This window comes from Stenotrophomonas sp. 05L413, from assembly GCF_056397945.1.
The window spans coordinates 368,276-394,953 of record NZ_JBFTOL010000005.1 but is presented as its reverse complement, the minus strand read 5'-3'; the positions used below and the strand labels follow the sequence as shown (position 1 = coordinate 394,953).

Genomic DNA, 26,678 nt, shown 5'->3' with positions numbered 1-26,678 from the left:
GGCCCGCTCCGCACCGAGGGAGACTGGGGCCATGTCGATCCGAGACTGGCCCAGTGCCGAGCGTCCCCGCGAAAAGCTGCTTGCCCAAGGCGCCGGCGCCCTGTCCGATGCCGAGCTGCTGGCGATCTTCCTGGGGTCCGGCCTGCGCGGCCGCGACGCGGTCGAAACCGCCCGCGACCTGCTGCAGGCCCACGGTCCCCTGCGCAACCTGCTCGACCTCCCGGCCGCCGCGTTGGCGGCCCTGCCCGGCCTTGGGCCGGCGCGCAGCTGCAAGCTGGTGGCCGGGCTGGAACTGGCGCATCGGCATCTGGCGGCCGAGCTGGCCCGCGGGGAGAGCCTGCGCGACCCGGCCGCCGCCGGGCGCTACTTCAAGCAGCGGCTGCGCGCCCGGCCCAACGAGGTGTTCGCCGCGCTGTTTCTCGACAACCAGCACCGCACACTGGCCTGCGAGGAGCTGTTCAGCGGCACGGTGGATGCCGCGGCGGTCTACCCGCGCGAAGTGGTCCGCCGCGCCCTGCTGCACAACGCGGCCGCGGTAATCGTCAGCCACAACCACCCCTCCGGCAGTGCCGAGCCCTCGTTGGAGGACCGCCGGATCACCGCGCTGCTGCAGCAGGCCTTGGCCCTGGTGGATATCCGTCTGCTTGACCATGTCGTGATCGGCGACGGGGCACCGGTATCGATGGCCGCGCGCGGCTGGATGGGCCCCGGAACCACCTGAGCCGGGGTGGGAAACGGCGCCGCTCTGCCCCGGTTCAATGGATCGGGGTGGCTTCTGGGCTAAAATTGCCGATTCCGCCGCTCCAGTCCCAAAGCAGGCCTTGTGAAAAATCTCCTCCGCGCCCTGATCAGCCAAGGCATCGAAGCCTTGCGCGCCAACGGCACTCTGCCGGCCGATACCCTGACCCCGGAATTCGTGGTCGAACGCCCGAAGACCCGTGAGCACGGCGATTTCGCCACCAATGCCGCGATGCTGCTGGCCAAGCCGGCGCGCAGCAACCCGCGCGCCCTGGCCCAGGCGCTGCTCGATGCGCTGCCCAAGAGCAATGATGTGCTGCGCGTCGAGATCGCCGGCCCCGGCTTCATCAATTTCCATCTCGCTCCCAGCGCTTACCAGCGCGAAGCGGCCAGCGTGCTCAAGGAAGGCGCCGATTACGGCCACAACCTGAGCGGCAACGGCCGCACCGTGGGCGTGGAATACGTGTCGGCCAACCCGACCGGTCCGCTACATGTCGGCCACGGCCGCGCGGCGGCGATCGGTGACTGCCTGGCGCGCCTGCTGGAAGTGAACGGCTGGAACGCCAAGCGCGAGTTCTACTACAACGACGCCGGCGTGCAGATCGAAAACCTGGCGCTGTCCACCCAGGCGCGTGCGAAGGGCCTCAAGCCCGACGACGCCGGCTGGCCGGAAGCCGGCTATCGCGGCGATTACATCGAGGATGTGGCCAAGGCCTACCTGGCCGGCGCCACGGTGGAGCTGGAAGGCCACTCGGTGGTCGGCGAGCGCGACCCGGACAACCTCGATGCGATCCGTCGCTTCGCGGTGGCCTACCTGCGCAACGAGCAGAACCAGGACCTGGCCGCGTTCGGCGTGGATTTCGACATCTACTTCCTGGAAAGCTCGCTGTACAAGGACGGCAAGGTCGAAGAGACCGTCGCCCAGCTCAACGCGGCCGGCCATACGTATGAGGAAGGCGGCGCGCTGTGGCTGCGCTCGACCGACTTCGGTGACGACAAGGACCGCGTGATGCGCAAGTCCGACGGCACCTATACCTACTTCCTGCCGGATGTGGCCTACCACCTCTCCAAGTGGCAGCGCGGCTACGAGCGCGCGATCACCGAGCTGGGCGCGGACCATCACGGTTCGCTGGCGCGCGTGCGTGCCGGCCTGCAGGCGCTCGACGTCGGCATCCCGAAGGGCTGGCCGGAATACGTGCTGCACCAGATGGTGACGGTGATGCGCGGCGGCGAGGAAGTGAAGCTGTCCAAGCGGGCCGGCAGCTACCTGACCCTGCGCGACCTGATCGAAGAAGCCGGCCGCGATGCCACCCGCTGGTTCCTGATCGCGCGCAAGCCCGATTCGCAGCTGACCTTCGATATCGATCTGGCCCGCCAGCAGAGCAACGACAACCCGGTGTTCTACGTGCAGTACGCGCATGCCCGGGTGTGCAGCCTGCTGCGCCAGGCGCAGGAGAAGAAGCTGAGCTACACGCCGGCCGAAGGTCTGACCGGGCTGTCGTCACTGGGCGATGAGGCGTCGCTGTGGCTGATGGTGGAAATGTCGCGCTTCCCGGAAGTCGTCGAAGCGGCCGGCCTGGCGCTGGAACCGCACCTGATCGCGCAGTACCTGCGTGAATTGGCGCACGCCTTCCACACGTGGTATCACGGCACGCAGGTACTGGTAGCCGACGAAAGCGAACGCAACGCCAAGCTGACGCTGGCCTGCGCCGCGCGCCAGGTCCTGGCCAATGGTCTGAACATCCTGGGCGTTTCCGCCCCGGAAAAAATGTAAGCAGTGGAGAAGCAGTAAATGGCAGCACGACGCGGCAAGAGCCAGGCACGGCGCAACAGCAACCAGGGCACCCCGGGATGGGTGTGGCTGGTCGCGGGTGTGGCGATTGCGGCCGTGGTGTTCCTGGCGGCACCGAACCTGTTCAAGAACGACGGTGATGGCTTCCTGCGGGTCGGCCCGCAGCCGGACCCGAACGCCCAGCCGGCCCCGGTGAGCGATGCCGATACCGACGTCGGCACCGAGCTGCCCAAGTCCGGCGCCGCCAAGCCCGCCGAACCGGCCAAGCCGGCGGCGACGCAGTACGACTTCTACACCCTGCTGCCCGGCAAGGAAGTGGAAATGTCCGATGCCGAGCTGGCGGCCAGCGCACGCGCCGAAGATCAGCGCCGTGCCAAGGCCGATGCGCAGCGCGCGCAGGCGGCGCTGGAAGGCCGTCCGTTGCCGCCCGCACCGGCGCCGACCAGCACCGCCGCGACCACCACGCCTGCGCCAGTCAGTACCGCTGCGTTGCCGGCGCCGGTGAATGAACGTCCGGCTGCCACGCCGGCACCGGCGGCATCGGCCCCGGCCACGGTGGCCACCGCGCCGAAGCCGGATGCACCTGCGGCGACCGCCCCGGCTGCCGCCGCTGCCGCCGCCGATCCGGCCGCGGGCAACGTGCGTTACATCCTGCAGGCCGGCGCCTTCGGTGCCTCCGGTGATGCGGAAGCGACCAAGGCCAAGCTGGCGATGATCGGCCTGGCTGCACGCGTGGAATCGGCCCAGATCAACGGCAAGACGGTGTACCGCGTGCGCATGGGGCCGTATGGCAGCGCGGGCGAGCTGGCCGAAGCCAAGCAGAAGCTGGATGGGACCGGGCTTCAAGCGATGGCGATCAAAGCGCAGTAGCCGCGCTGCGACGTATACAGGAACGCCGGGCATCGCCCGGCGTTTTTTTTGATCGCCCAGAGCAGCCGACCAACGGTCGGCTCTACCGGGTGGCGGTCCGGTTGGATCAGTCGCGCGCGACCTGGAACCCGGCGAACGACTGGCTGACCGGCATCACTTCGAGGCGATTGATGTTCAGGTGCGCCGGCAGCGAGGCGACCCAGAAGATCTGCTCGGCGATGTCATCGGCGGTCATCGGGTTGGCACCGGTGTAGAGCTTGTCCGAGGCCGCCTGGTCGCCATGGGTGCGGACCACGGTGAACTCGGTTTCGGCCATGCCCGGCTCGATCGTGGTCACGCGCACGCCGCTGCCGTGCAGGTCCGAGCGCAGCCCCAGCGAGAACTGGCTGACGAAGGCCTTGGTGCCGCCGTAGGCGTTGCCGCCCGGGTACGGGTACACGCCGGCGACCGAGCTGATGTTGATGATCGCGCCCTTGCGTGCGACCAGCTGTGGCAACAGGCGATGGGTCAGCGTCACCAGGGCGGTGACGTTGGTGTCGATCATGGTGCGCCAGTCTTCCAGCGAGGCGCTCTGGGCCGGGGCGGTGCCCTGGGCCAGGCCGGCGTTGTTGACCAGCAGGTCGATGTCGGCGAAGCCGGCCGGCAGGGCGGCCAGGGCCGCTTCCATCGCCACGCTGTCGCGCACGTCGAACACCGCCGCGTGCACGCGCTCGGGACCGTAGGCATCGACCAGCGGCTGCAGGCGCTCGGCACGGCGCCCGGTGGCGATCACGCGCCAGCCGGCCTGGGCGAAACGGTGGACAGCGGCGGCGCCAAAGCCGGAGGTGGCGCCGGTAATCAGAGCGGTACGGGTCATCGAGGTACTCCGTGGAGATCCCGACCATTTTCGCACCGATGCCCGCCCGGTGCAGAGCCGGGCGCTGCTCCGCTGCCTGCCGCTACGGGGCGTCGCGTCAGCGGATGCGGAACACCCGTGCCTTGGGCAGGTCTTCATCCACCTGCAGGAACCAGCGGCCGGCAATGCCCGGCACCACGACAATCCCGGGGTTGCTGCGGGCGGTCTTGAGCGTCATCTCGCCCTTGAGCACCTGCCACTGCTGGCCGTTGTCGAGGGTGAACACGGTGCCGGGAGCCCAGCCGCTCACCTGGCCGGTGACCTTGGCGGTGATCGGGCCATCGTCCAGCCCGGGGAACATCGGGGCCGGCGTCGGCACACCCGGGCCTGCGGCAGGTCCTGCCGCGACGGCCACCGGTGCCGGGGCATCTGCCTCGGCCTGGCGCAGCAGGCGGTTCAGCGTCTGCAGCTGGGCCGGGGTCAGCCCGACCTCGGCCAGCGCCTGCGGATCCAGCCGCTGTTCCAGCGCCACATACGGAACCTGCGCGCCCGCCTGGCCCGCCAGCAACATGCCCACACACCCGAGTACCTGCCACCTGCGCATTGCCTGCTCCACTGCCTGTCGATGCCTGATCGCGGCACTGTGCTTCACTTTCATGGCAGCCAGATGACAGCGACCACCGGTCGCAGCCGGCGGCGCGCCCGGCACGGGGTAAAATGGCCGCCAGCCGCGCAGCCGCGCCGGCGGTATTGGACGTCCCATGATCAACAACGATGTACTGCGCAGCATCCGCTACATGCTCGACCTCAGCGACGGCATGATCGCCGACACCTGTGCCCTGGCCGATCCGGCCTTCGTGGTCGACAAGGCCGATGTGGCCGGCTGGCTGCGCAAGGAAGACGAAGAAGGCTTCGTGCCCTGCGACGACCGCACCCTGGCGCATTTCCTGGATGGCCTGATCGTGCATTTCCGTGGCCGCGACGAGAGCCAGCCGGTGCGCCCGGTGGAAAAGCGCATCACCAACAACCTGGTGCTGAAGAAGCTGCGCGTCGCCTTCCAGCTGAAGGACGTGGACATGCACGACGTATTCGACGCAGCGGGGTTCTCGGTCTCCAAGCCGGAACTGTCCGCGCTGTTCCGCCAGCCGGACCACAAGAACTACCGCGCCTGCGGTGACCAGATGCTGCGCAATTTCCTCAAGGGCCTGACCCTGCGCGTGCGCGCCGCCTGAGTGAGGCCTTGGTGCGTGGCTCCGGTGCCGGGGCCACGTGCTGCAGCAGCGCCTCCATGAAGGCCCGCGCCGCCGGCGTGGGCAGGTGTGACCAGACCGCATGTACGCGCCGCGTCGGTGCGCCCTGGATCGCCACACAGGCAACATCGCTGAAGCCGGCCGCGATGGCCTGCGGCACGATGCCCACCGCCAGGCCCTGCTGTACGAAGCGCTCCACCAGCGCCATGTGATTGATCTCGAACGGTACCCGGTGCGGCAGCCCCGCGGCGGCGAAGGCTTCATCGGTCTGCCTGCGCGCACCACTCCCATGCGCGAAATCCACCAGTGGCAGCTCGGCCAGCGTCGCCAGCGAGAGCCGTTTACGCCTCGCCAAAGGGTGGTCCGGAGGCAGCACGGCGACCATCGATTCCTCGGCCAGCAATCGGTGCTGGGTGCCCTCGATCGGGGTGCCCGGCGACAGCCCGACCAGCGCCACATCCAGCCGCCGCTCGCGCACATCGGCCATCAGCACTTCGCTCTTGTCCATGCGCAGGCGGAACTCGACCTGCGGATAGCGCCGGTGAAAGGCCGCCAGGCAAGCGACCAGATCCACCGCGGTCAACGAGGTGATCTGGCCGATGTGCAGGATGCCGCGCACCTGGCCACCGACGGCGGCAACGTCATCGCGCAGATGCCGCAGCGAGGCGAGCACCTGGCGTGCGTGCGTCAAGAGTGCTTCACCGGCGGGCGTTACCCTGACCTGACGCGGCAGGCGCTCGAACAGCGTGGCCTGCAGTTCGTCTTCAAGATGGGCGATCTGGTGGCTCAGCGCCGACTGCACGACGTGGCAGCGCTGGGCGGCACGGGTGAAGTTGCCTTCTTCGGCCAGCGCCACCGCGAACTCGAGTTGCTTGAGGTTCATCGTGCCATCTCATTTTCAGATGCATTGGATGATAACTATTCATTTCCCTCATTTTCCGATCGGGCGGACACTGGCGCCCCTTCTTTCCTGGAGCCCGTCATGACCCACGACGTGCCCTCGCCACTCAGCCGCTGGCAGGTCCTGCTGATGGCCTTCGCCACCGGTGTCGCCGTGGCCAGCAACTATTACGCGCAGCCGCTGCTGCACACCATCGCCGGGCAGTTCGGGGTGTCCTTCGCGCGTGCCGGGACGGTGGTGACCGTGGCCCAGCTGAGCTATGCGGCGGGCCTGATCCTGCTGGTGCCGCTGGGCGATCTGTTCGAACGGCGCCGGCTGATCGTGGTGATGTCGCTGCTGTCGGCGGCGGGGCTGGTGCTGAGCGCGCTCAGCCATCAGTTCGTCTGGCTGCTGGTGGGCACCGCGCTGACCGGGCTGTTCTCGGTGGTGGCACAGGTGCTGGTGCCGTTCGCGGCGACGCTGGCGCGGCCGGAAGAGCGCGGCCAGGTGGTCGGTACGGTAATGAGCGGCCTGCTGCTCGGCATCCTGCTGGCGCGCACGGTGGCCGGGGCGCTGTCCTCGCTGGGCGATTGGCGCACCGTGTACTGGATCGCCGCAGCCGCGCTGGTGCTGACCACGGGCATGCTGTATCGGCATCTGCCGCGCTTCCATCAGACCGCCGGGCTGGGCTATCTGCAGCTGCTGCGCTCGATCGGCACGCTGTTCGCGCAGGAACCGGTGTTCCGCCTGCGCACCGTACTGGGCGCGTTGAGCTTTGCGATGTTCGCGATCTTCTGGACGCCATTGGCGTTCCTGCTCGCGGCCGAACCGTATGGCTACAGCGATGCGACGATCGGCCTGTTCGGGCTGGTGGGTGCAGCCGGCACGCTGGCCGCCGGTGTAGCCGGGCGCATGGCCGACCGTGGCAAGGCCGCGTTGGCGACGACCGTGGCGCTGGTGCTGCTGGCCGCATCGTGGCTGCCGCTGGGCTTCTCCACGCACTCGCTGATCGCACTAGTGCTGGGCGTGATCGTGCTCGACCTGGCCGCGCAGCTGTTGCACGTGAGCAACCAGAACGTGGTGTACGCCCTGCGACCGGAAGCACGCAACCGGCTCAATGCCGGCTACATGACCGGGTATTTCATCGGCGGCTCGCTGGGCTCACTGGCCTCGGCGCAGGTGTTTGATCGCTTCGGCTGGACCGGCGTGTGCCTCACCGGTGCGGGCGTTGCGCTGGTGGCGATGGGCATCTGGGCGGTGTCGCAGGCAAAGCGGGAGCTTTGAAACCACGCCACCGCGGGACGTAGGCAAGGGAACGGTAGATCCACGCATGGTGTGGATCTACCCGAACGCGCCTCAGAAGGTGGTCTGTACCGCGACCTCGACGCGCGATCCCGCATTGCCCGGGAACAGGCGTTTCGCGGCGCCGCCGGTGTCGTGCCCGGTCACCCGCAGCTCCCACGGGCCGTGCACACGCCACACCACGCTGAGCTGGCCATGCGGGTAATCATCGGCCTGCGCGCTGTCCAGCCAGTAATGGCCCACCGCGCCCTCGACACGCCACTGCTCGCCCAGCGGCAAACGCGCGCCGAGCTGCGCATAGGTGCCGCCGTGGCCGCCGGCCAGCGCGTTGTCGGACACGCCGACCTGCAGCCAGGCGCGTTGCCGCCAGGTCACCGTGCCATTGAGCTCGGTCCAGTCCAGATCGACCGTGGTCGAGGGATAAAGGTAGCGGGTCAGATTGACGTCCACGCTCCAGTCCGGCGTCAGCGCACCGCTCCAGCCGGCGATGAGGTCGAATTCGCTGCGCGCGCCGTTGTCCGGGCGGAACGAGACGCCCGAGCCCCACGCCGAGGCATACCAGCCGTTGGCCGTACTGAGCTTCACGCCGGCCTGCGCGGCCGGATCGCCGTCGCTCTGCGAGCTGCCGCGCCAGATGTAATCCGAGGTCAGCGCTGCATTGCCTTCCACCGCGGCCGCGGCCGCCCCGCTCATGACCAGCCCCACCAGCACCACGCCGCAGCGCAGGCGCTGTTTCCACTGTTGATCCACCACGTGTCCCACTCCAGATGACGGCCGCGCCGTCGAGAGCGATAGTCTCCCCAGGTGGGCCGTAACGCCGCCATGGCCTACCCGCGCGATCGGCGCAACGTTTCTGTAAATCCTGCGTCAGGATGGCGCCCGCGGGTGCGCGGTATCATGGCCACTCTGACCTGTTGCGAGTAATGGCGTGGACGCGATCCTGACCCCGGTATCGATTGGCGAGCTGATCGACAAGATCACCATCCTGGAAATCAAGGCCGACCGCATCGCCGATGCGGGCAAGAACGCCAACGTCCGCAAGGAACTCGAGGGCCTGTGGCCGCTGTGGCAGCAGCAGGTAAGCGCTCAGCCGGGGCTGGAGGCATTGAAGACGCAGCTCAAGGCAATCAACGAGCGCATGTGGGAGATCCAGGATCAGCTGCGCGACAAGGAAGCGGCGCAGGTGTTCGACGATGCCTTCATCCAGCTGGCGCGCGGTGTCTATGGCACCAATGGCGAGCGGGTCAAAGTGAAGAACGAGATCAACCGCATCGCCGGCTCGCAGCTGGTCGAAGAAAAGCAGTACCAGGGCGAGTAAGCCCGCCGGTGCGCGCCGGGCTCAGTGCCCGGTCGCGGCCATGAAGCGTTCGCGGTCCTGCTGGGTGCGCCGGCGGATTTCAGCCAGCGCTTCATTCTCGGTGGCTTCCAGCATCGATTCGAACAGCCGCTGGAAGTGGTTGCGCATGGCCGACCGCGCCGCTGCCGGGTCGCGCTGGCGCAGTGCATCCAGAATCCGGGTGTGTTCCTCGTCGCGGGTGTCATCGTCGTTGTGGCAGACGTTGGCGTAGACCTGCTTGACCCGCGGCAGCTCGTTGCGCATCCGCCAGATCAGCTGCACGCAGTGCTCCACCACCGGGTTGCCGGCGATCCGCGCGATCGACAGGTGGAACTGCCGATCCGCCTCGCTGGCCGCTGCCTCGCCCGAATTCGGGTCGACCATGGCCGCGATCAGGCCGGCCAGGTCCTCCAGTTCGTCATCGGTGATGCGGCTGGCCGCCATCGCGGCCGCCTCGGCCTCGATCACCGCACGTGCCGCGGTCAGGTCGAACGCCGAGACGTCGGGCAGTGCGCCCGGCGCCTGCGACGGCTTGGCCTTCACGTACACGCCGGAGCCGGTCTTGATGGTGATCAGGCCCTGTGCTTCCAGCGCGATTTCTGCCTCGCGCACCGTCACCCGGCTCACGCCCAGGCGTTCGGCCAGGTCGCGCTCGCCCGGCAGGCGCGAGCCCGGCGGGAACTCGCCCTTCTCGATCAGCGCGACGATTTCGGCAGCAATGGACTGGTAAAGACGGGGTTCGGACATCATCAAAGGCCTGCTGACAGGTGGCTGGGGACCGACAGGCGACCGCGCCTTCAGAGAGCGGCGCGGTCGGAAAAACCGCGCCACTGACCTCAGAAGCGGTAGCGCACCCCCAGATAATACCGCCGCCCGTACGTGGTGTACTCGCGGAAGCTGCCGAGGATGGGCATATCCGACACCCGCGGCTCATCGGTGAGGTTGCTGGCCGACAGCGACAACGACAAGTGCTTGTTCACTTTGTAGGTGGCGCGGAAGTCCAGCGAGCCATTGTCCCGCACATAGCGGTTCTGCGACGGGTCGCCGACAAACTGCTGGTAATAGTCGGAGCGGTACTTGTAGATCGCCTGCAGATCGAGCTTGCCCAGGCCCCAGTACACCTGCGCCGAGGCCACATGCTTGGAGAGGCCGAAGATGTTGGCCGGTTCGACGATGCCCGGTGTCACCACGCCGGTCGAGGGGTCGGTGGACTCGCCCAGGCGCAGGTCTTCGGTCTTGAAGTTGGAATCGGCGTAGTTGTAGCTGGCCTTCACGCCCAGCCCGGAGAAGATGCCCGGCAGGTACGAGAAGCTGTGCGAGGCGGTGAACTCCACGCCGAACAGATCGCTCTTCTGGTCGCTGGTGGCCAGCTGCTCCACCGGCACGGTCACGCTCTGACCGTCGATATCGAAGGTCTCGTTGACGATCACCGGCATCGAGCCGCCGTTGAATTGCTTGTAGTACAGCGCACCGGACAGCATGGTGTCTTCGTTGGCGTACCACTCCAGCGAGAGATCGCCATTCCACGACATCAACGGCTTGGCGCGCGGGTTGCCGGTGGCGGTGATGCTGCGCAGCGCATCGCCCACACTGTTGAACTCGGTATCCACCTCGCCCAGGTTGAAGGTGCGGCCGTAGCCTTCAGCGGCCAGGTCCGGGCGCGACATCGCCCGATACGCACCGACGCGCAGCAGCAGGTCCGGGCGCAGTTCGAAGGCGGCGTTGAAGCTGGGCAGCCATTCGGTATTGCTGGATTTGAGTACCTGCGAGGTGAAATCGCCGGTCGGCTCCAGGGTCACGGTGCCGTCGGGATTGTTGATCACATCCAGGCCGCTGCGCAGGCCGACCGAGCGCACTTCGGTCCGCACGCCGCGCACGCCGATGTTGCCGGTCACCGGCAGGCCAAACCATTCGGCGCTGTAATCGCCCATCAGGTACAGCGCGCTGGTTTTCTCGGTGACATCGTTATTGGCCGGGTTGCGCAGGTCCGCGCTCAGGCCGGTGTCGTCCACGCCGGTGAAGGCCTTGAACAGGCAACGGCTGTCGAAGCTGGCCCACTGGTCGATGGTGTTGCCGCTGGCATTGGCCAGGAAATCGTCCTGCGGGAAGGCTTGGCGGCAGGCCAGGTTGGCAGCGCGGATCGCAGCGACATTGGTGGTGGTCACATCCACGGTGTCGGTGTAATCGGTGTAGGTCGCCTCGGAGCGGCGCAGGCCGCCCTTGATCGCGGTGAAGAAGCCGCTTTCCGGGGTGAACGTGGCATCGAAGCGGCCGGCACGGATGGTGTGCTCGCGATGCTGCTGGCGACGACGCACCAGCGCCGAATCGGTGAAGTTGTCCGGGTTGTTCACATCGAACGCGGGATCAAGATAGATGCTCGGCACGTCACCGCTGTAGTCATAGGTGTAATCGACGTAACGGGTGTTCTTGATGCCGCCGACCGGCCGACCGTTGACGTCGGTGCGACCGGCGCGCAGGCGGGTGCTGCGTTCGATCTGATCGCGCTCGGTGTTGGAGTAGGACAGATCGGTGGACAACGTCCACGCCGGGCTCGGCCGGAAGATCACGTTGAGCCCGCCGCCGGTGTATTCCTCCTGGCGCTCCAGGAAATTGCCGGTGGAATCGACCGTGGTGCTGCCGGTGTGGTGCAGCAGCGCGCCGTCGTCGGTGACCACGCGGTTGTTGAGGTTGCGCATCATCGAGGACAGCGACAGATCCGAGCGGTCTTCGGTGTAATCACGCTTGGAGTGCTGGTAATCCAGGTTCACTTCCACCGTATCGCTGGGCCGCCACTGCAGCGCGGCGAACTGCGAATCGCGCTTGTCGTGCTCGATGAACTGGCGGTAGATGCGGCTGCTGGGCACCAGGTAATACGGCACGCCGTTGGCGACCTGGTTGCCGTTGACCTGGGTGCAGTTGCGCGTCGCGCCGACCACTTCACGGCCATCGCAGGCCACCCAGGTGGAGCTGCTGGAGAACATCTCTTCCGGGTTGCTGCCTTCCAGCGCCTGCACACCGATGGAGACACCGAGCTTGCCGGCGTTGCCCATGTCGAACTGGTCGATGTAGCTGGCGGTACCGCGCCAGCCGACGCCGTCCTTGTCCTTCAGACGGTCATCGTAGTCCTGCCAGGTGCCCCGGCCATCGAGCTGGAACGTGCGTTTGCCGTACTCCAGTGGTTTGACCGTCTCCATGTTGATCGTGCCGGCCACGCCACCTTCGACGAAGTCGGCGCGCTGGGTCTTGTAGATCGCCACGGTGTTGATCAACTCGGACGGGAACTGGTTGAAGTTCACCGAGCGGTCGCCACTGCCATTGGTGGCCTCGCGGCCATTGAAGGTGGACGAACCGAGGAACGGGCCCAGGCCACGGATCGAGATTTCCGACGCACCGCCCTTCTCGCGATGGGTGGAGGCACCGGTGATCGTCTCGATCGCTTCACCGATCGACAGCGCCGGCAGATCACCGATGTCGTCGGCGGCCAGCACATCGGAGACCACGGTCTCCTCGCGCTTCTTGTCGATCGAGGTCTGGATGGTACTGCGGATGCCGGTCACCTGGACCTGATCCAGGGTGGTGGCTTGCCCCGGCGGCGAGGCCGGTGCGTCGGCATCCTGTGCGTGGGCCAGCGGCAGTGCCGCGGTGGCGCACAGGGCATAGAACAGCGCGCTGTGCAGCGCGGTGCGGCGGAGGCCTCGTGGTGAGGCCGTACGGCGGTCATGCAACATCGTGATCTCCCTCCCAGGATGGATCGTCCGATTACACGGATTCGATCCGGACGATTCACGACTGATGAACCAATGTCAATGAATTGGTACTAAAGTCTACCCCGCACCACTGTCCAGACCACTTTGCATGGAATTAATGTGCGGACGCAGCAGAAAAATGCGCAAACCACATACCACATTCATCTAAAGTGGTATGCGATTGTGGTTGACGTGCGCGCCCGGCAACCTGTTAGGATCGTGGCTCGCGTCAGTCGCCACGGTTCATCTGGGAGGGTAAGCCCGTGACTTTGCAACACTCGTATGCGCCGTTGGCGCGGCGTCCCATGGCCAAGGCCCTGCTGTTGAGCCTGTCCCTGGCGGCATTCCCTGCCGTGGCGGCCGATTATCTGGTGCGCGACGCTGCTGCCTATGCCACCGCCGTACGCGCCCTCGCCCCCGGCGATACGGTGATCCTGGCGAACGGCGTCTGGCGCGACGTGGACCTGCTTTTCCGGGGCACCGGCAAAATTGGTCAACCAATTAAGTTGACGGCGCAGACGCCCGGCAAGGTGATTCTCAGCGGGCAGTCCCAGCTGCGTCTGGCCGGTGAGCACCTGGAGGTGTCCCATCTCGTCTTCCGGGATGGTTGGGCGCCTGGCGGTGAAGTGATCTCGTTCCGGCGGTCAGCCAGCGAATGGGCCAACCACAGCCGGGTGACCGGGATCGTGATCGACCGCTACAACAAGCCGGATCGCCAGCAGTCCGATCACTGGGTGGCGCTGTACGGCCAGCACAACCGCTTCGACCACAGCCAGCTGGTCGGCAAGACCAATGCGGGCACCACCCTGGTGGTGGTGCGCAACGCCACCAGCGGCCTGGACAACCAGCACCGCATCGACCACAACTGGTTCGGCCCGCGCCCCAACCTCGGCTCCAACGGCGGCGAGACGATGCGCATCGGCACCAGCCACGACTCGCAGTCCGATTCGCGCACCGTGGTGGAGAACAACTGGTTCGAGCAGTGCGATGGCGAGGTGGAGATCGTCTCCAACAAGTCCGGCGGCAACACGTACCGCGGCAACGTCTTCCAGGACTCGCGCGGCTCGCTGGTGCTGCGCCACGGCCACGGCAATCAGGTCGAACGCAATGTGTTCCTCGGCCATGGCAAGGCGCATACCGGCGGCGTGCGCGTGATCAACCGCAACCAGACCGTGCGCGACAATTACTTCGAAGGCATCGCCGGCGACAACTTCGCTGCGGCGTTGAGCGTGATGGCCGGTACCCACAACGCGCCGTTGAACCGCTACGAGCAGATCGATCACGCGGTGATCGAACGCAACAGCTTCATCCAGGTCGGCACGCTGTTGCTGGGCGCGGGGCTGGATGAAGAGCGCAATGCGATGCCGATGAACAGCCGCATCGCCGGCAACCTGTTCATCGGCGATGGGAAACGCGATCTGCTGCGTACGCAGGGCGATCTCTCCGGCATCACCTTCGCCGGCAACGTGCAGAGCCCTGCCGTGTCACCCGGCTTCCCCGGCGGTGTCAGCGGCCAGTCCGTGTCCCTGCAGCGCGCGGCCAACGGCCTGCTCTACCCCACCGCCGCCATCGATGCCGGTGCCCCGCGCGATCTGACCCCGATTCCCCGCGACCAGGTCGGCGTGGACTGGTACCCCAAGACACTGCCCAGCACCGCACTGGATAGTGGCGCGGTGCGCAGGGTCGCACCGGGCGAGGACACCCTGACCGCCGCCGTGGCGGCCAGCGCCCCCGGCGACCGCCTGCAACTGCAGCGCGGCCGCTACACCGTGAGCCAGGTGCTGGCGGTGAATCATCCGCTCAGCGTGGTCGGCCCCGCACATGGCCAGGCCAGCGTGCAGTTCTCGCGGCCGAGCCTGTTCGAGATCGGCGCGCGTGGTTCGCTGCGCCTGGCGCGGCTGGATATCGATGGTGCGCTCGCCCCGGATGCCGCCGGCAACGCGGTGATCCGCGTGCCGCCGGGCAGCCAGGCCTTCAACTACACGCTGCGCATCGAGGACAGCCGCGTACACGGGCTGACCGCCAACAAGGCCTTCGATGTGATCGCCACCGGCAAGGGCAGCCTGGCCGCGCAGATCGCACTGGCCAACGTCACGGTGGAGGACATCACCGGCAGCGTGATCGCCGCGGCCGCCGAGACCGATGATCTGGGCACCTACAACGCTGAGCAGGTGGATCTGCTGGACTCCACGTTCCGCCGCATCGGCGGGCCGGTGGTGAACCTGTATCGCGGCGGCACCGACGAAAGCACCTTCGGTCCGGCGCTGCAGGTGCACGGCAACCAGTTCGAGCAGGCCGGGGTGGCCGATGACACCAGCCTGCGCCTGCATGGCGTGCAGTTCGCCAGCATCCGCGGCAACCGCTTCGACCGCAGCGGCCGCATCCGTTTCAGCCATCGCGTCGGGGAACCGACCCTGCGCATGGGCGACAACCCGCTGACGGCCACCGCGCCGTTGCTGTCTGATACCCCTGTTGAGGCCCTGCCATGAATCACGCCCCGCCCCTGATGCTGCTGCTCGCCGCCACCCTTGGCGGGGCCGCGTTGCCCGCTGCGCAGGCCGCACCCGCCGCCCGGCAGGCGCCCGCCGAGGCCGCCACCGCGCCGGTGCTGGTCACCGCCGCGCCGGTGCTGGTCACCGCCGCGCAGTGGACGCAGATGCGTGCCGAGGGTGCGCGCTCGCCGCTGTTCGCCAAGGAACAACAGCGTGCCGAACAGCGCGTGCGCGCGATGATGAAGGCCGGCATCGACGTGCCGGTGCCCAAGGACAAAGGCGGCGGTTACACGCACGAACAGCACAAGCGGAATTACCAGGCCATCCAGGCCGCCGGCGCGCTGTATCGGCTGACCGGTGACAAGGCCTATGCCACCTTCGCCCGCGACCTGCTGCTGGGCTACGCCAAGCTCTACCCGGGGCTGGGCGCGCACCCGCAGGGCCGCGGCCAGATTCCCGGCCGGCTGTTCTGGCAGACCCTCAACGATTCGGTCTGGCTGGTCAGCGCGGCGCAGGGCTACGACGCGATCCGCGACACGCTCAGTGACGCGGATCGCAAGACGATCGACGACAACGTGTTCCGCGCGATGGCCGATTTCCTGTCCGGCACGCCGGAAAATTTCGACAAGATCCACAACCACGCCACCTGGGCGGTCGCTGCCGTGGGCATGACCGGCTACGTGCTGCGCGATGCCAGCTACGTCGACAAGGCCCTGCAGGGCAGCAAACGCGATGGCAGCGCCGGCTTCCTGAAACAGGTGGATCAGCTGTTCTCGCCGGACGGGTATTACGAAGAAGGCCCGTACTACCAGCGCTATGCGCTGGCCCCGTTCATCCTGTTCGCCAACGCCATCGAGCGCAACGAACCGCAACGCGGCATCTTCAAGCGCCGCGATGGCGTGCTGCTCAAGGCCGTGGATGCGCTGGTGCAGAGCAGCTACGGCGGCTACTTCTTCCCGATCAACGACGCCATTCTCGACAAGGGCCTGGACACCGAGGAACTGGTGGCCGGCATCGATATCGCCTACGCGCAGACCGGTGATGCACGCCTGCTGTCCGTCGCCAAAACACAGAAGCGCGTGCTGCTCTCGCCCGAAGGCCTGCAGGTGGCCCAGGCACTGGCAGACAACAAGGCCAAGCCGTTCGCCTTCGTACCGACCCTGCTGCGCGATGGCCCGGACGGCACCGAAGGCGCACTGGCGATCCTGCGCATGGGCGGCGAGAACGGCCAGGCGCTTGTGATGAAGAACACCAAGCAGGGCATGGGGCACGGTCACTTCGACAAGCTCAACTGGTTGTTCTACGACAACGGCCAGCGTGTGGTCACCGATTACGGCGCCGCGCGTTTCCTCAATATCGAAGCCAAGGCCGGTGGCATCTACCTGCCGGAGAACAGCAGCTGGGCCCGGCAGACCATCGCGCACAACACGCTGGTGGTGAACGAACAGAGCCACTTCGGCGGCGACTGGAAGCAGGGCCAGCCACTGGCGCCGACACCGCTGCTGTTCGCGGTCAGCGACGACACCCAGATCGCCTCGGCACGGATGGAGGGCGCCTATGACGGGGTCAGCTTCACCCGCACCCAGGCCCTGCTCTCGCACCCTGCGCTGGGCGAGCCGGTGGTGCTGGACCTGCTGCGCGTCACCGGCACCAAGGCGGCGCGCTATGACCTGCCGCTGCACTTCAACGGTCACATCATGGACGTGGGCTTCAAGACGCAGTCCGCGGTCGCCGCACGTCCGGTGCTGGGCAAGGCCAACGGCTACCAGCATGTGTGGATCGATGCGGCCAGCGAGCCGACCCGCGACGCACGCAGCCTGACCTGGCTGCTGGACGGTCGCTTCTATACCTACCGGTTCGCCAGCACCGCGCCCTCGCGTGCGTTGATCGGCGAGAGCGGCGCGAATGATCCCTCGTTCAACCTGCGCCGTGAGCCGATGCTGCTGCAGCGGGTGGATGGCCAGGCCGCCACCACGTTCTACGGCGTGCTCGAACCGCACGGCCAGTACGACGGCACCGCCGAAACCGTGCGGGGCGCCAACAGCCGCATCGACCGCCTCACCCACTACCGCGGCAAGGATGCAGACGTGCTGGTGCTCGACCTGGCCGGCGGCAAGCAGCTCGCCGTGGGCATCGCCGATGATCCGGCCAAGGGCGGATCGCATGAAGTGAGCGGCGGCGGACACAGCTGGCGCTGGGACGGTGGCTGGAAGCGCTTCGATACCGGCACCCGTACCGGCAAGGACGGCAAATGAAGGTCACCACGCAGGCCCGCACCTATGTCCGTTGGCTGATCGTGGCGCTGATCGCCATTGCCACGGTGATCAACTACATCGACCGCAACGCGTTGGCCGTGATGTGGCCGCAGATTTCCAAGGACGTCGGTGCGACCAAGGAAGACTACGCGCTGCTGGTCACGGTGTTCATGCTGTTCTACGCCGCCGGCCAGTTCGTGTTCGGCCGCCTGTTCGACATCATCGGTACGCGCCTGGGCTTCGCGCTGTCGATCGCGGTGTGGTCGATCTCGATCGCGCTGCACTCGGTCACCCATTCCATCCTGTCCTTCAGCATCGTGCGCGCCATGCTCGGCATCAGCGAAGCTGGCGCGTGGCCGGGTGCGGTCAAGGCCAATGCCGAGTGGTTCCCGGCGCGTGAGCGTGCGCTGGCACAGGGCGTGTTCAATGCCGGCGCGTCGATCGGCGCGATCGTGTCGGCACCGCTGATCGCCGTGCTGTTCCTGTGGCTGGGCTGGCGCGGCACCTTCATCCTGATCGGTGCGATCGGCTTCATCTGGCTGCTGCCGTGGCTGATCATCTACCGCGCAGGCCCGGACAAGCACCCGTGGGTGAGCGCGGCCGAGCGCGCGTTGATCCTGGATGCACCCACCGAACAACCAGCCGTGCCGGTCCCCGAGTACGTGCCCAGCATGCGCCAGCTGCTGGGCCATCGGCAGACCTGGGGCATCCTGATCTCGCGGTTCTTCCTGGACCCGATCTGGTGGCTGTTCGTGTCCTGGCTGCCGCTCTACCTGGCCGATACCTTCGGTTTCGACATCAAGCAGATCGGCATCTTCGCCTGGGTGCCGTATGTCGGCGCGATGATCGGCAGCCTCGGCGGCGGCTGGTTGTCCGGGCGCCTGATCGGCGCCGGCTGGAGCGTGGACAAGGCCCGCAAGGTGGTGATCACCCTGGGCGGCGCGATCATGGCCCCGGCGCTGCTGGGCGCGGTGCTGGCCACCGATCCGGTCTGGGCCGTGGTGACCATCGCCTTCGTACTGTTCGGCTTCCAGATCGCCATCGGCAACATCCAGACCCTGCCCGGCGACATCTTCAGCGGCAAATCGGTCGGCTCGGTCGCCGGCCTGGGCGGCATGGCCGCGGTGGCCGGCACGCTGATCACCACCTGGCTGGTGCCGGCGATGACCCACGAATCCTACGCACCCATTTTCATCCTGGTGGCCGCCCTGGTGCCGGCCTCCCTGCTGGCGCTGTGGCTGGTCACCGGTCGCGTGGAAAAACTCCACGGCCCGGTCGAGCGCCGCTGAGCCCGCTTCTTCCCTTTCCCCCAACGCATCAAAGGAGTGTTTCATGACCCAATTCAAGGACAAGGTGGCGATCGTCACCGGTGGCGGCCGTGACATCGGCCGCGAGATCTCGCTCAAGCTGGCCGCGGCCGGTGCCAAGGTCTGCATCAACTACGCCAACGACGAAGCCAGCGCGCAGGAGACCCTCAAGCAGGTCGAAGCCGCCGGCGGCACCGCGATCGTGCATCGCGCCGATGTCACCGATGCCAAGGCCGTGGCGGCCATGGTCGCTGCGACGCAAGCCGCGTTCGGCCCGCAGATCGACGTGCTGGTGAACGTCGCCGGTGGCATGGTCCAGCGCCGTCCGCTGGCCGAGATCGATGAGGCGTTCTTCCATAAGGTGATGGACCTCAACATGAGCTCGGTCTACCTGACCACGCATGCGGTGGTGCCGCACATGCCCGAAGGCGGCGCGATCGTGAACTTCGCCTCGCAGGCTGGGCGCGATGGCGGTGGCCCGGGCGCGGCGATCTACGCCACAGCCAAGGCTGCTGTGATGACTTTCACCCGCGCCATGGCCAAGGAACTGGGCCCGCGCGGCATCCGTGTCAACGCACTGTGCTGCGGCATGATCGCCACCCGCTTCCATGACGAATTCACCAAGCCGGAAGTGCGCACCGCCGTGGCCGGCAATACCCCGCTGCGCCGCCAGGGCCGACCGCAGGAAGCCGCCGATACCGCGGTGTATCTGGCCTCGGATGCGGCCGGTTTCATCACCGGTGCCAACGTCGACGTCAACGGCGGCACCTACTTCTCCTGATTGACCCGCTGACCGCCTGGGAGGGCCGCCATGCTGCGCTGGATCACTGCATTCTCTCTTGCACTTGCCACCAGCGCTGCGGCGCTGCCCGCCCAGGCCCAGGTCTGGGTGCCGGCCTGGACCGCCTCGCCGGCGCCGGATCGTCTTGATGGCACCCCCGAGGCCCCGGTGCAGTTCGCCAACCAGACCGTGCGCCAGGACATGCGCCTGGCCAGTTCGGCCCGCGCCCTGCGCTTCCGCATCAGCAATGAACTCGGCCAGGCCCCGCTGCATATCGGCGGGGCCTCGGCCCACCTCACCGGCACCGCCACCGCGGCCAAGCCGGTCACCTTCAATGGTCGCGGCGAGATCGTGGTGCCGGTCGGCGCTGCGCTGCTCAGCGACCCGGTCGCGATCACGGCGCCGGCGCTGGCCGACGTCTCGCTCACCGTGTATTTCCCGGATGCCACACGGCCGGCCGTGCGCCGCACCGCGCTGCGCATCGCCGATGGCCGCGCAGCCACCGTGGGCGACGCGGTCAAACTCGCCTACCGGCAGAACGTGGTCTCCGCCGTGCTCGCCGAACGCACGCGCACGCCGATCGTGGTGGTTGCCCTCGGCGACTCCATCACCGAAGGCGCCACCGCCACCCGCGGCAGCAATGGCGACTGGCCTGCACTGCTGTCCGCCCGTCTGCAGCAGGCGTGCCCGGATCAGGTGGTGGTCGTCAACGCCGGCATCAGCGGCAACAAGGTCATGGACCACGGCCGCAGCCACAGCGCGCTGGCGCGGCTGGACCGCGATGTGATCGCGCTGCCGAACGTGGACCGCGTGATCCTGTTCGAAGGCATCAACGACATCCGCCATGATGGCGGCACCCCACCCGTGGCCGGCCGCAACGCAGAGGACATGGTGCTGGGCTACCGGCAGATCGCCGAGCGCCTGCACAGCAACGGCATTCGCCCGATCGCCGCCACGATCACGCCCTTCGGTGGTTCGGACCGGTACGAGCCGATCGCCGCCGCCACCCGCACCACGCTCAACACCTGGATGCGCGGCGGGCGCAGCGGTTTCGATGGCCTGATCGACTTCGACCAGATCCTGCGCGATCCGTCCAATCCGGAGAACCTGCCCGAGGAGATCACCCGCGACCACCTGCATCCCAACGACGAGGGCTACCGGCGGATGGCCGAGGGGATCGATCTGGCGCTGCTCGGGTGCCCGGCGCGATGAGTGCCCTGACCTTCCAGGTTGCGGCCGAGAATGGCCAGCGTTGGGACGCGCTGGCGCTAGGCGAGGTGATGCTGCGCTTCGATCCCGGCGAAGGCCGGATCCGCAGCGCCCGCCAGTTCAACGTGTGGGAGGGCGGTGGCGAGTACAACGTCGCCCGCGGCCTGTGCAGCACCTTCGCCCATCGCACCGGGGTGCTCACCGCCCTGCCGCGCAACGAGTTGGGCCTGCTTGCGCAGCAGCTGATCCAGGCCGGCGGGGTGGATGCCAGCCAGATCGTGTGGCGCGACTATGATGGCATCGGCCGCAACACCCGCATGGGCCTGAACTTCACCGAGCGCGGTTTCGGGGTGCGTGCGCCGCTGGGTATTTCCGATCGCGCGTACTCGGCGGCCTCGCAGCTGCAGCCGGAGGCGTTCGACTGGGATGCGCTGTTCGGGCAACACGGCGTGCGCTGGCTGCACACCGGTGGGATCTTCGCCGCGCTGTCCGAGCACAGCGCGCAGACCGCGATCACCGCGGTGCGGGCCGCACGCCGGAACGGCGTGGCGGTCTCCTACGATCTCAACTACCGCGCCAGCCTCTGGAACAGCCATCCCGACCCGGATGCCGCGCGTCACGCCAACTGCGCCATCGCGGCCGAGTGCGATCTGTTGATCGGCGATGAGTATTCGTTCGCCGCGTGCCTGGGGATGGACCTGAGCGATCTTGGTCGCCGCCACACGCCGATGGATGTCGGTCCGGCGGAGGCAGCCGCCGTGCGCGCGATGGCGCAGTTCCCGGCGCTGCAGGCGGTGGCGTTCACGCTGCGCGACGCCGCCAACGCCGCCCGCCACGGCTGGGCCGGTGCGCTGCGCACGCGGTCGCAGCTGTTTGTCTCCGACGCTCGCGAAGTGGATCTGCTCGACCGTGTCGGCGGCGGCGATGCCTTCGTGGCCGGCGTGGTGCATGCCCTGCTCAGCGGCAAGGGCGAGCAGGCGGCCGTGGATCTGGGTGCGGCACATGGCGCGCTGGCGATGTCCACGCCGGGCGACTACGCCATCACCAGCCTGGCCGAAGTAGAGGCCGTGGCGCGGGGAGATGGCGCCGCCGCACGACGCTGAGCGCCCTGCGCGCGAGGACTCAGTGCGCGATCGAGAGGTGTTCCAGGGCCTTGCGCGTAGAGAGCGTCAGCGGCGCGGGCAGTGCATCCGCGGTGAACCAGCCCAGCCCGAGCAGTGCCTCGGGCTCCTGCACGGACGCGATCGTGGTGTCCTGGGCGCGCACCAGATACACCGGGGCGACCCAGTGCTGGGCAAGCGCCGGCTCGAAATGATCGACCACACATAACAGACGCTCCACCGTCACCTGGAGTGCGGTCTCCTCCTCCACCTCACGGATCACCGCGTGTTCGACGGTTTCCATCCAATCGACCTTGCCACCGGGCAGCCCCCAATGCCCCTGCTCGGGCGGGCGCCCACGCTGGACCAGCAGGATCGCGCCGTCGGCGCGCTGGATCACGGCACCACAGCCGAGGCGAGGCTGCTGCAGATCGGAGGACGGGGGCATTGGGCATCTCCATGAGGGTGCCGCATTATCCCCCGCGCCCGCTGCGGACATCGCGCTCACGAAAAAGGCCCGGCAATGCCGGGCCTTTTCTGCCACGCCGGTCAGGCACGTGGCGATGCGGTCACGCTGGGATTACCAGCTGAAGCGCGGGCCGACCGACCATTCCTTGTCACCATGGCGATCCATCTTGATGTCGCCGTTGATGCCCCAGTTCTGGTTCAACTTCACCTGGCCACCCAGGCGGCCGTAGAACTGGCCATCCGGATTGACGCCGTGCTTCTTGCTGTAATCCTCGTAGCCGGCCATGGCATAGACTTCGGCGTGCTGGCCGAACGCGGTACGGATACCGGCTTCAGCGCTGTAGCCGTTGAAATCCAGGCCTTCCTTCGGGTCGAACTTGTTGTAGGCAACGCGGCCCACGAAGTCGGTGCTGTTGCCGATTTCCTGGTTGTAGCCGACGCCGACGCGCCACTGGTCAACCTTGAAGTTGCCGATGTCGGTCTTCTGCTGGTTGTACTCACCGAAGGCGTGGAAGTTCGGCAGGAAGGCATAGGAACCCTTCACGCCCCAACCGTCGGCCTTGCCGCCATCTGCGTCGGTCTTGACGTAGTCGGCTTCAGCGTAGTTGTAGGACAGGCCTTCAGCCGCCGAAGCGGTGAACGGGAGGGCGGCGGCCAGGGCCAGAGCAATCAACGAAGTCTTCATGGGGGTACACCTTTATGTCTTGGACTACTTGCACCCGGCATGGAGGCCGGACTGCATCGGGAATGTAAATTCTCCGTTATTCGACACAACCCGCCCTGAAGTTGACCGCGTCGACAAAAGTGAATTTTAGGGCGCCGTTCAGACGCGCTCTGGCATACGCGCGTGGCCTTTTTCAGGCGATGAGGACGTGAATGCCCGTCCTGCGCGGCGATCACGCGGGTAACTGAAAAGGGGCGGGGCGAAGGCCACGCGCGGGAACCGCGCGGGGAAAGGATTCTGGTCACGACGGTGCCCTTTCGGGGCGTCACGCGCTGGGGAAGCCGCTCTTGGGGAGTTATCGGCTAACGCGTCCATCCTCCTGGATGCACCGAGGTCCGTGCCGTGGGGCGTTGGACCGCAGGGCGCCGTGGGGCGTCCTGCCCGGCAAGGCCATCATGTGCTGAATGCGTCAGCTGGCCTATCAGGATGTTCCGCACCATGACTCAGAGTTTTCTGACGTTTGTCCCGAAGGCCGCCGAAATTGGCGGATTGGATGCTGAATTTGTTCACTTCGTGACCGTCCTGGACAGATTCACCGCCCGCAACGGCCACCGCGCGCACTGTCGATGTTCCATCCCCCGGTTCGTCGTATGTCATGAAGGCGCCCATCCCGGCGCGTCATCTGGAGCTTTTGCCATGGCCTATATCGATGGTTTTGTACTTGCCGTGCCGACCGCGAACAAAGCGAAATTCCTGGAACACGCGCACATGGGCGATGCGATCTGCATCGAGCATGGTGCGCTGCGCGTGGTGGAGTGCTGGGGCGACGATGTCCCGCACGGCAAGCAGACCGACTTCCATCGCGCGGTAGCGGCCAAGGATGATGAGGCCGTGTTGTTCTCCTGGATCGAATGGCCGGACAAGGCCACGCGCGATGCCGGCATGCAGAAGATGATGGAGGACCCGCGGATGAACCCGGAGAACAATCCGATGCCGTTCGACGGTAAGCGGATGATCTACGGCGGCTTCGTGCCGGTGGTGGAACTCAAGAGCTGAGCGGGGCCAGGAAGGGCATACCCGCTGCGGCAGCGCCGCTTGAGTGCGCGCTGGAGCACCGGCATGCTCGGGGCTCCAGGCTGACAGGAGCACGCGCCATGAGGACGATGCTGCCTGCCGGGCGACCGTCATCAGGGAGCGAGACGCATGGCCGCAGCACGTTCGGGAATGTTTCACTGTCTGCTCGTTCTGGGGCTGGCGGTCACCGCGACCGCCAGCCCGCCGGCCAAGGCCGAGGCACCGGGCCTGATGCAGTACCAGCGCGCCGAACGTGTGCTCGACCAGCGGCTGCGCGGCAAGGTCCGCAATGCTACCGTCGCGCCACACTGGCTGGAGGACGGTCGCTTCTGGTATGCCCGCCAGGAGGACGATGGCCGCACCCGCTACCTGCTGGTCGATCCGGCGGCCTCCACGCGCACGGCGCTGTTTGACCAAAACGTCATGCAGGCGGCACTGCAGGCTGCCGGGGTCGCCGATCCAGGCGCGGTGATGCAGCAGGTGGACCGCGTCGCCCGCAGCGGCGATGGATTGCGGATCACGCTGCGCGTGGACGCAAGGCAGGTCGTGGCCTGCACGCTGCCGCTGCCGTGTGCGCTGCAAACCTCAGCGGTCGCCGATCCCCGCGACCTGCCTGCGCCGGACGGTCGGCACAGCGTGCGGGTCGAGCAGGACAACCTGTGGCTGCGGCGTGGTGCCGACGGTGAACGACGGGCGCTCACCGTGGATGGCGAGCCCTCGTACGGCTATGGGGTACTGCCCGATTTTGCATTGCGCGGCATTCCGCGACGGGAAGGCCGGATGCAGATGCCGCCGTTCGCGGTCACCTGGTCACCGGACAGCCAGCGCCTATTCGGCGCGCGCTACGACGAACGCAAGGTCCTGCCCTATCCCTACCTGGCGACTGCGCCGACCACCGGGTTCCGCCCGGTCGTGCATGAAGTACGCCTGGGCCTGCTGGGCGACGCCGAGCAGGTCCGCGATGCATGGTTCGTCACCGAAGTGGTCGGCGGCACACGCAGCATCGCCGTTCCCGAGGGCTGGCACACGTTGACCGAGGCCGGCGTGCTGGGCTGGTCGGCCGATGCCGCCAAGGTCTATACGGCGATCGTGCGCTATGACCACCCCGCGCGGCTGCGTCTGGTCGAGGTGGATGTCCGCACCGGCGGCGTGCGTACCGTACGGGAAGAGCGCAGCGATACCCGTGCGCAGCTCAACAGCTATCCCTACAACCGGCCGGCGGTGCACGTTCTGCAGCGCGACGATGGCATCGTCTGGTTCTCGCAGCGCGATGGCTGGGGCCATCTGTACCTGGTCGATCGCCGCGATGGACGTGTCGTCCGTCAGCTGACCACGGGCGCATGGCTGGTGCGCGATGTGGTCGGCGTCGATGAGGTGCGTCGCCAGGTGCTGTTCACCGCCGGCGGGCGCGAGCCGGGGGATCCGTACCAACGACGCCTGTACCGCGTGTCGCTGGACGGTGGCGCGCCGGTCCTGCTGACACCGGAAGCAGCTGATCACGCGATCGATGGCGGAACCGGCGTGCTCATGGGCGGGCGGCCCTCCCACCTGCTGTCGCCCTCGGCGGCGTACGTGGTCGATGGCTACTCGCGGGTGGACCAGGCGCCGGTCAGCGTGCTGCGCTCAACGGGCGATGGCCGGGTCGTGCTGGAACTGGAGCGCGGCGACGACCGCGCCGTGCGCGCCGCCGGCTGGACGCCACCGCAGCGGGTGAGTGTCCTGGCCGCCGATGGACGCACCCAACTGCAGGCCACGGTCTATCTGCCGCCTGGCTACCGCGAGGATGGACGGCATCCGGTCATCGATGCCATGTACGGCGGACCGCACATCACCAATACCCCGGTGGGCTTCGTCGACGCCACCGCGACGATGAACCCCGTCGCGCGCTCCAGCCTGGCCCAGCTCGGCTTCGTGGTGGTGAGCATCGATGCGCGTGGCACACCCGGACGTTCCAAGGCTTTCCACGATGCCAGCTTCCTGAGCGCGGCGGATCTGCAGCTGGACGATCACGTCGCGGCGATCCGCCAGCTGGCCAGACGTTATCCGGGCATGGACCTGACGCGGGTCGGCATCTATGGGCATTCCTTCGGCGGCTACAGTGCGGCGCGTGCCCTGCTGCGCCATCCGGCGTTCTACAAGGTCGGGGTGGCTTCGGCCGGCAGCCACAGCTTCCAGGGCATGTACGGCGGCGCGATCCACGGCATGGACCGCCTGGTCGGCGGCCAGCCGGTCTATGCAGACGGCACCGCCGTGCGCCCAGCACCGGATGCAGTACCAGCGCTGTTCCAGCCACTGGCCAACGATGCACTGGCCGATCGCCTGCAGGGTCGGCTGATGCTGGTCTACGGCGACCTGGATGAGAACGCGATGCCGGCGTTGACCCTGCAGTTGGCGCGCGCCCTCACGCTGGCCAACAAGGACTACGACCTGCTCTACCTGCCCAACCAGGACCACGAACTGTTCCGCAACGACGATTACTACATGCGCCGGATGTGGGATTACTTCGTCACCCATCTGATGGGTGCGACGCCGCCGCCCTACCGGATCGGGGCGGCCGCCTCGCCGTGAGCGGATGCGGG

General features: G+C 67.3%; 22 protein-coding genes. 14 read left to right on the top strand and 8 right to left on the bottom strand.

Annotated features, from left to right (window positions below):
- The first annotated feature begins 31 nt into the window (after positions 1–31).
- The 3 genes from radC (at position 32) to AC1DIQ_RS13710 (ending at position 3,400) form a co-directional block, all read left to right on the top strand.
- Positions 32–721 (top strand): RadC family protein, encoded by a 690-nt coding sequence (gene radC / locus AC1DIQ_RS13720; protein ID WP_121044096.1) that lies wholly within the window; start codon positions 32–34, stop codon positions 719–721.
- Positions 722–823: 102 nt separating this feature from the next.
- Complete coding sequence (gene argS, locus AC1DIQ_RS13715) at positions 824–2,512, top strand: arginine--tRNA ligase (protein ID WP_121044099.1); 1,689 nt, start codon at positions 824–826, stop codon at positions 2,510–2,512.
- Positions 2,513–2,530: 18 nt separating this feature from the next.
- Complete coding sequence (locus tag AC1DIQ_RS13710) at positions 2,531–3,400, top strand: SPOR domain-containing protein (RefSeq protein WP_461770737.1); 870 nt, start codon at positions 2,531–2,533, stop codon at positions 3,398–3,400.
- A 106-nt stretch (positions 3,401–3,506) separates the two neighbouring features.
- Here the strand turns inward: AC1DIQ_RS13710 and AC1DIQ_RS13705 are convergent, their stop codons facing one another.
- Positions 3,507–4,256, bottom strand: coding sequence for an SDR family NAD(P)-dependent oxidoreductase (locus tag AC1DIQ_RS13705; RefSeq protein WP_019185578.1), 750 nt, complete (start codon positions 4,254–4,256; stop codon positions 3,507–3,509).
- A gap of 97 nt (positions 4,257–4,353) precedes the next feature.
- A complete protein-coding gene (locus AC1DIQ_RS13700; RefSeq protein ID WP_478050234.1) occupies positions 4,354–4,839 on the bottom strand; it encodes a hypothetical protein in 486 nt (161 codons plus the stop codon).
- Positions 4,840–4,996: 157 nt separating this feature from the next.
- On the opposite strand from AC1DIQ_RS13700, the gene AC1DIQ_RS13695 reads away from it, so the two are divergent.
- Positions 4,997–5,467 (top strand): YehS family protein, encoded by a 471-nt coding sequence (locus AC1DIQ_RS13695; RefSeq protein WP_152152868.1) that lies wholly within the window; start codon positions 4,997–4,999, stop codon positions 5,465–5,467.
- Here the strand turns inward: AC1DIQ_RS13695 and AC1DIQ_RS13690 are convergent.
- Positions 5,433–6,368, bottom strand: a complete 936-nt coding sequence (locus AC1DIQ_RS13690; RefSeq protein WP_461770738.1) for a LysR family transcriptional regulator — start codon at positions 6,366–6,368, stop codon at positions 5,433–5,435. The genes AC1DIQ_RS13695 and AC1DIQ_RS13690 overlap by 35 nt on opposite strands.
- Positions 6,369–6,467: 99 nt before the next feature.
- Here AC1DIQ_RS13690 and AC1DIQ_RS13685 point away from each other — a divergent pair, with 99 nt between their 5' ends.
- Complete coding sequence (locus AC1DIQ_RS13685) at positions 6,468–7,649, top strand: MFS transporter (protein WP_121044113.1); 1,182 nt, start codon at positions 6,468–6,470, stop codon at positions 7,647–7,649.
- A 72-nt stretch (positions 7,650–7,721) separates the two neighbouring features.
- Here the strand turns inward: AC1DIQ_RS13685 and AC1DIQ_RS13680 are convergent, their stop codons facing one another.
- On the bottom strand, positions 7,722–8,360 hold the full coding sequence (locus AC1DIQ_RS13680) for a TorF family putative porin (protein ID WP_478050242.1): 639 nt from the start codon (positions 8,358–8,360) through the stop codon (positions 7,722–7,724).
- A 235-nt stretch (positions 8,361–8,595) separates the two neighbouring features.
- Between AC1DIQ_RS13680 and AC1DIQ_RS13675 the strand changes: the two genes are divergently transcribed.
- A complete protein-coding gene (locus AC1DIQ_RS13675; RefSeq protein WP_121044117.1) occupies positions 8,596–8,985 on the top strand; it encodes a DUF6165 family protein in 390 nt (129 codons plus the stop codon).
- 21 nt (positions 8,986–9,006) lie between these two features.
- Here the strand turns inward: AC1DIQ_RS13675 and AC1DIQ_RS13670 are convergent, their stop codons facing one another.
- Both AC1DIQ_RS13670 and AC1DIQ_RS13665 read right to left on the bottom strand, forming a co-directional pair.
- On the bottom strand, positions 9,007–9,750 hold the full coding sequence (locus AC1DIQ_RS13670; RefSeq protein ID WP_152152870.1) for a FadR/GntR family transcriptional regulator: 744 nt from the start codon (positions 9,748–9,750) through the stop codon (positions 9,007–9,009).
- 89 nt (positions 9,751–9,839) lie between these two features.
- Positions 9,840–12,731, bottom strand: coding sequence for a TonB-dependent receptor (locus AC1DIQ_RS13665; protein ID WP_121044120.1), 2,892 nt, complete (start codon positions 12,729–12,731; stop codon positions 9,840–9,842).
- A gap of 323 nt (positions 12,732–13,054) precedes the next feature.
- On the opposite strand from AC1DIQ_RS13665, the gene AC1DIQ_RS13660 reads away from it, so the two are divergent.
- The 6 genes from AC1DIQ_RS13660 to AC1DIQ_RS13635 are packed head-to-tail and all read left to right on the top strand — an operon-like array spanning position 13,055 to position 21,896.
- Complete coding sequence (locus AC1DIQ_RS13660) at positions 13,055–15,238, top strand: polysaccharide lyase 6 family protein (RefSeq protein ID WP_478050233.1); 2,184 nt, start codon at positions 13,055–13,057, stop codon at positions 15,236–15,238.
- Positions 15,235–17,496, top strand: a complete 2,262-nt coding sequence (locus tag AC1DIQ_RS13655; protein ID WP_478050232.1) for an oligoalginate lyase — start codon at positions 15,235–15,237, stop codon at positions 17,494–17,496. The genes AC1DIQ_RS13660 and AC1DIQ_RS13655 overlap by 4 nt, the downstream gene beginning before the upstream one ends.
- Complete coding sequence (locus AC1DIQ_RS13650; RefSeq protein ID WP_121044130.1) at positions 17,493–18,785, top strand: MFS transporter; 1,293 nt, start codon at positions 17,493–17,495, stop codon at positions 18,783–18,785. Before AC1DIQ_RS13655 ends, AC1DIQ_RS13650 begins: the two co-directional genes overlap by 4 nt.
- Before the next feature lie 43 nt (positions 18,786–18,828).
- On the top strand, positions 18,829–19,584 hold the full coding sequence (locus AC1DIQ_RS13645; RefSeq protein ID WP_019185567.1) for an SDR family NAD(P)-dependent oxidoreductase: 756 nt from the start codon (positions 18,829–18,831) through the stop codon (positions 19,582–19,584).
- Positions 19,585–19,614: 30 nt separating this feature from the next.
- Positions 19,615–20,796, top strand: a complete 1,182-nt coding sequence (locus tag AC1DIQ_RS13640; protein ID WP_478050231.1) for a GDSL-type esterase/lipase family protein — start codon at positions 19,615–19,617, stop codon at positions 20,794–20,796.
- Complete coding sequence (locus AC1DIQ_RS13635) at positions 20,793–21,896, top strand: sugar kinase (RefSeq protein ID WP_478050230.1); 1,104 nt, start codon at positions 20,793–20,795, stop codon at positions 21,894–21,896. The genes AC1DIQ_RS13640 and AC1DIQ_RS13635 overlap by 4 nt, the downstream gene beginning before the upstream one ends.
- A 19-nt stretch (positions 21,897–21,915) precedes the next feature.
- Here the strand turns inward: AC1DIQ_RS13635 and AC1DIQ_RS13630 are convergent, their stop codons facing one another.
- Both AC1DIQ_RS13630 and AC1DIQ_RS13625 read right to left on the bottom strand, forming a co-directional pair.
- A complete protein-coding gene (locus tag AC1DIQ_RS13630; RefSeq protein ID WP_121044139.1) occupies positions 21,916–22,341 on the bottom strand; it encodes an NUDIX domain-containing protein in 426 nt (141 codons plus the stop codon).
- Between the two features lie 132 nt (positions 22,342–22,473).
- Complete coding sequence (locus AC1DIQ_RS13625) at positions 22,474–23,046, bottom strand: OmpO family porin (RefSeq protein ID WP_121044142.1); 573 nt, start codon at positions 23,044–23,046, stop codon at positions 22,474–22,476.
- Between the two features lie 675 nt (positions 23,047–23,721).
- Here AC1DIQ_RS13625 and AC1DIQ_RS13620 point away from each other — a divergent pair.
- Together AC1DIQ_RS13620 and AC1DIQ_RS13615 are read left to right on the top strand one after the other, a co-directional pair.
- Positions 23,722–24,081, top strand: coding sequence for a DUF1428 domain-containing protein (locus AC1DIQ_RS13620; RefSeq protein WP_282258849.1), 360 nt, complete (start codon positions 23,722–23,724; stop codon positions 24,079–24,081).
- A 147-nt stretch (positions 24,082–24,228) separates the two neighbouring features.
- Entirely contained in the window at positions 24,229–26,667 is a 2,439-nt protein-coding gene (locus tag AC1DIQ_RS13615) for a S9 family peptidase (protein WP_478050229.1), read from the top strand.
- Positions 26,668–26,678 lie beyond the last annotated feature (11 nt).

Bases quoted from the DNA above. Each gene is read 5' to 3' on its own strand.
- AC1DIQ_RS13615 (WP_478050229.1), top strand. From the start codon at position 24,229: ATGGCCGCAGCACGTTCGGGAATGTTTCACTGTCTGCTCGTTCTGGGG.
- AC1DIQ_RS13695 (WP_152152868.1), top strand. From the start codon at position 4,997: ATGATCAACAACGATGTACTGCGCAGCATCCGCTACATGCTCGACCTC.
- AC1DIQ_RS13640 (WP_478050231.1), top strand. From the start codon at position 19,615: ATGCTGCGCTGGATCACTGCATTCTCTCTTGCACTTGCCACCAGCGCT.
- AC1DIQ_RS13660 (WP_478050233.1), top strand. From the start codon at position 13,055: ATGGCCAAGGCCCTGCTGTTGAGCCTGTCCCTGGCGGCATTCCCTGCC.
- AC1DIQ_RS13655 (WP_478050232.1), top strand. From the start codon at position 15,235: ATGAATCACGCCCCGCCCCTGATGCTGCTGCTCGCCGCCACCCTTGGC.
- AC1DIQ_RS13650 (WP_121044130.1), top strand. From the start codon at position 17,493: ATGAAGGTCACCACGCAGGCCCGCACCTATGTCCGTTGGCTGATCGTG.
- AC1DIQ_RS13690 (WP_461770738.1), bottom strand. From the start codon at position 6,368: ATGAACCTCAAGCAACTCGAGTTCGCGGTGGCGCTGGCCGAAGAAGGC.
- AC1DIQ_RS13685 (WP_121044113.1), top strand. From the start codon at position 6,468: ATGACCCACGACGTGCCCTCGCCACTCAGCCGCTGGCAGGTCCTGCTG.
- AC1DIQ_RS13645 (WP_019185567.1), top strand. From the start codon at position 18,829: ATGACCCAATTCAAGGACAAGGTGGCGATCGTCACCGGTGGCGGCCGT.
- AC1DIQ_RS13680 (WP_478050242.1), bottom strand. From the start codon at position 8,360: ATGAGCGGGGCGGCCGCGGCCGCGGTGGAAGGCAATGCAGCGCTGACC.
- AC1DIQ_RS13665 (WP_121044120.1), bottom strand. From the start codon at position 12,731: ATGTTGCATGACCGCCGTACGGCCTCACCACGAGGCCTCCGCCGCACC.
- AC1DIQ_RS13705 (WP_019185578.1), bottom strand. From the start codon at position 4,256: ATGACCCGTACCGCTCTGATTACCGGCGCCACCTCCGGCTTTGGCGCC.
- AC1DIQ_RS13670 (WP_152152870.1), bottom strand. From the start codon at position 9,750: ATGTCCGAACCCCGTCTTTACCAGTCCATTGCTGCCGAAATCGTCGCG.
- AC1DIQ_RS13710 (WP_461770737.1), top strand. From the start codon at position 2,531: ATGGCAGCACGACGCGGCAAGAGCCAGGCACGGCGCAACAGCAACCAG.
- AC1DIQ_RS13700 (WP_478050234.1), bottom strand. From the start codon at position 4,839: ATGCGCAGGTGGCAGGTACTCGGGTGTGTGGGCATGTTGCTGGCGGGC.
- AC1DIQ_RS13620 (WP_282258849.1), top strand. From the start codon at position 23,722: ATGGCCTATATCGATGGTTTTGTACTTGCCGTGCCGACCGCGAACAAA.
- AC1DIQ_RS13630 (WP_121044139.1), bottom strand. From the start codon at position 22,341: ATGCCCCCGTCCTCCGATCTGCAGCAGCCTCGCCTCGGCTGTGGTGCC.
- AC1DIQ_RS13635 (WP_478050230.1), top strand. From the start codon at position 20,793: ATGAGTGCCCTGACCTTCCAGGTTGCGGCCGAGAATGGCCAGCGTTGG.
- radC (WP_121044096.1), top strand. From the start codon at position 32: ATGTCGATCCGAGACTGGCCCAGTGCCGAGCGTCCCCGCGAAAAGCTG.
- AC1DIQ_RS13625 (WP_121044142.1), bottom strand. From the start codon at position 23,046: ATGAAGACTTCGTTGATTGCTCTGGCCCTGGCCGCCGCCCTCCCGTTC.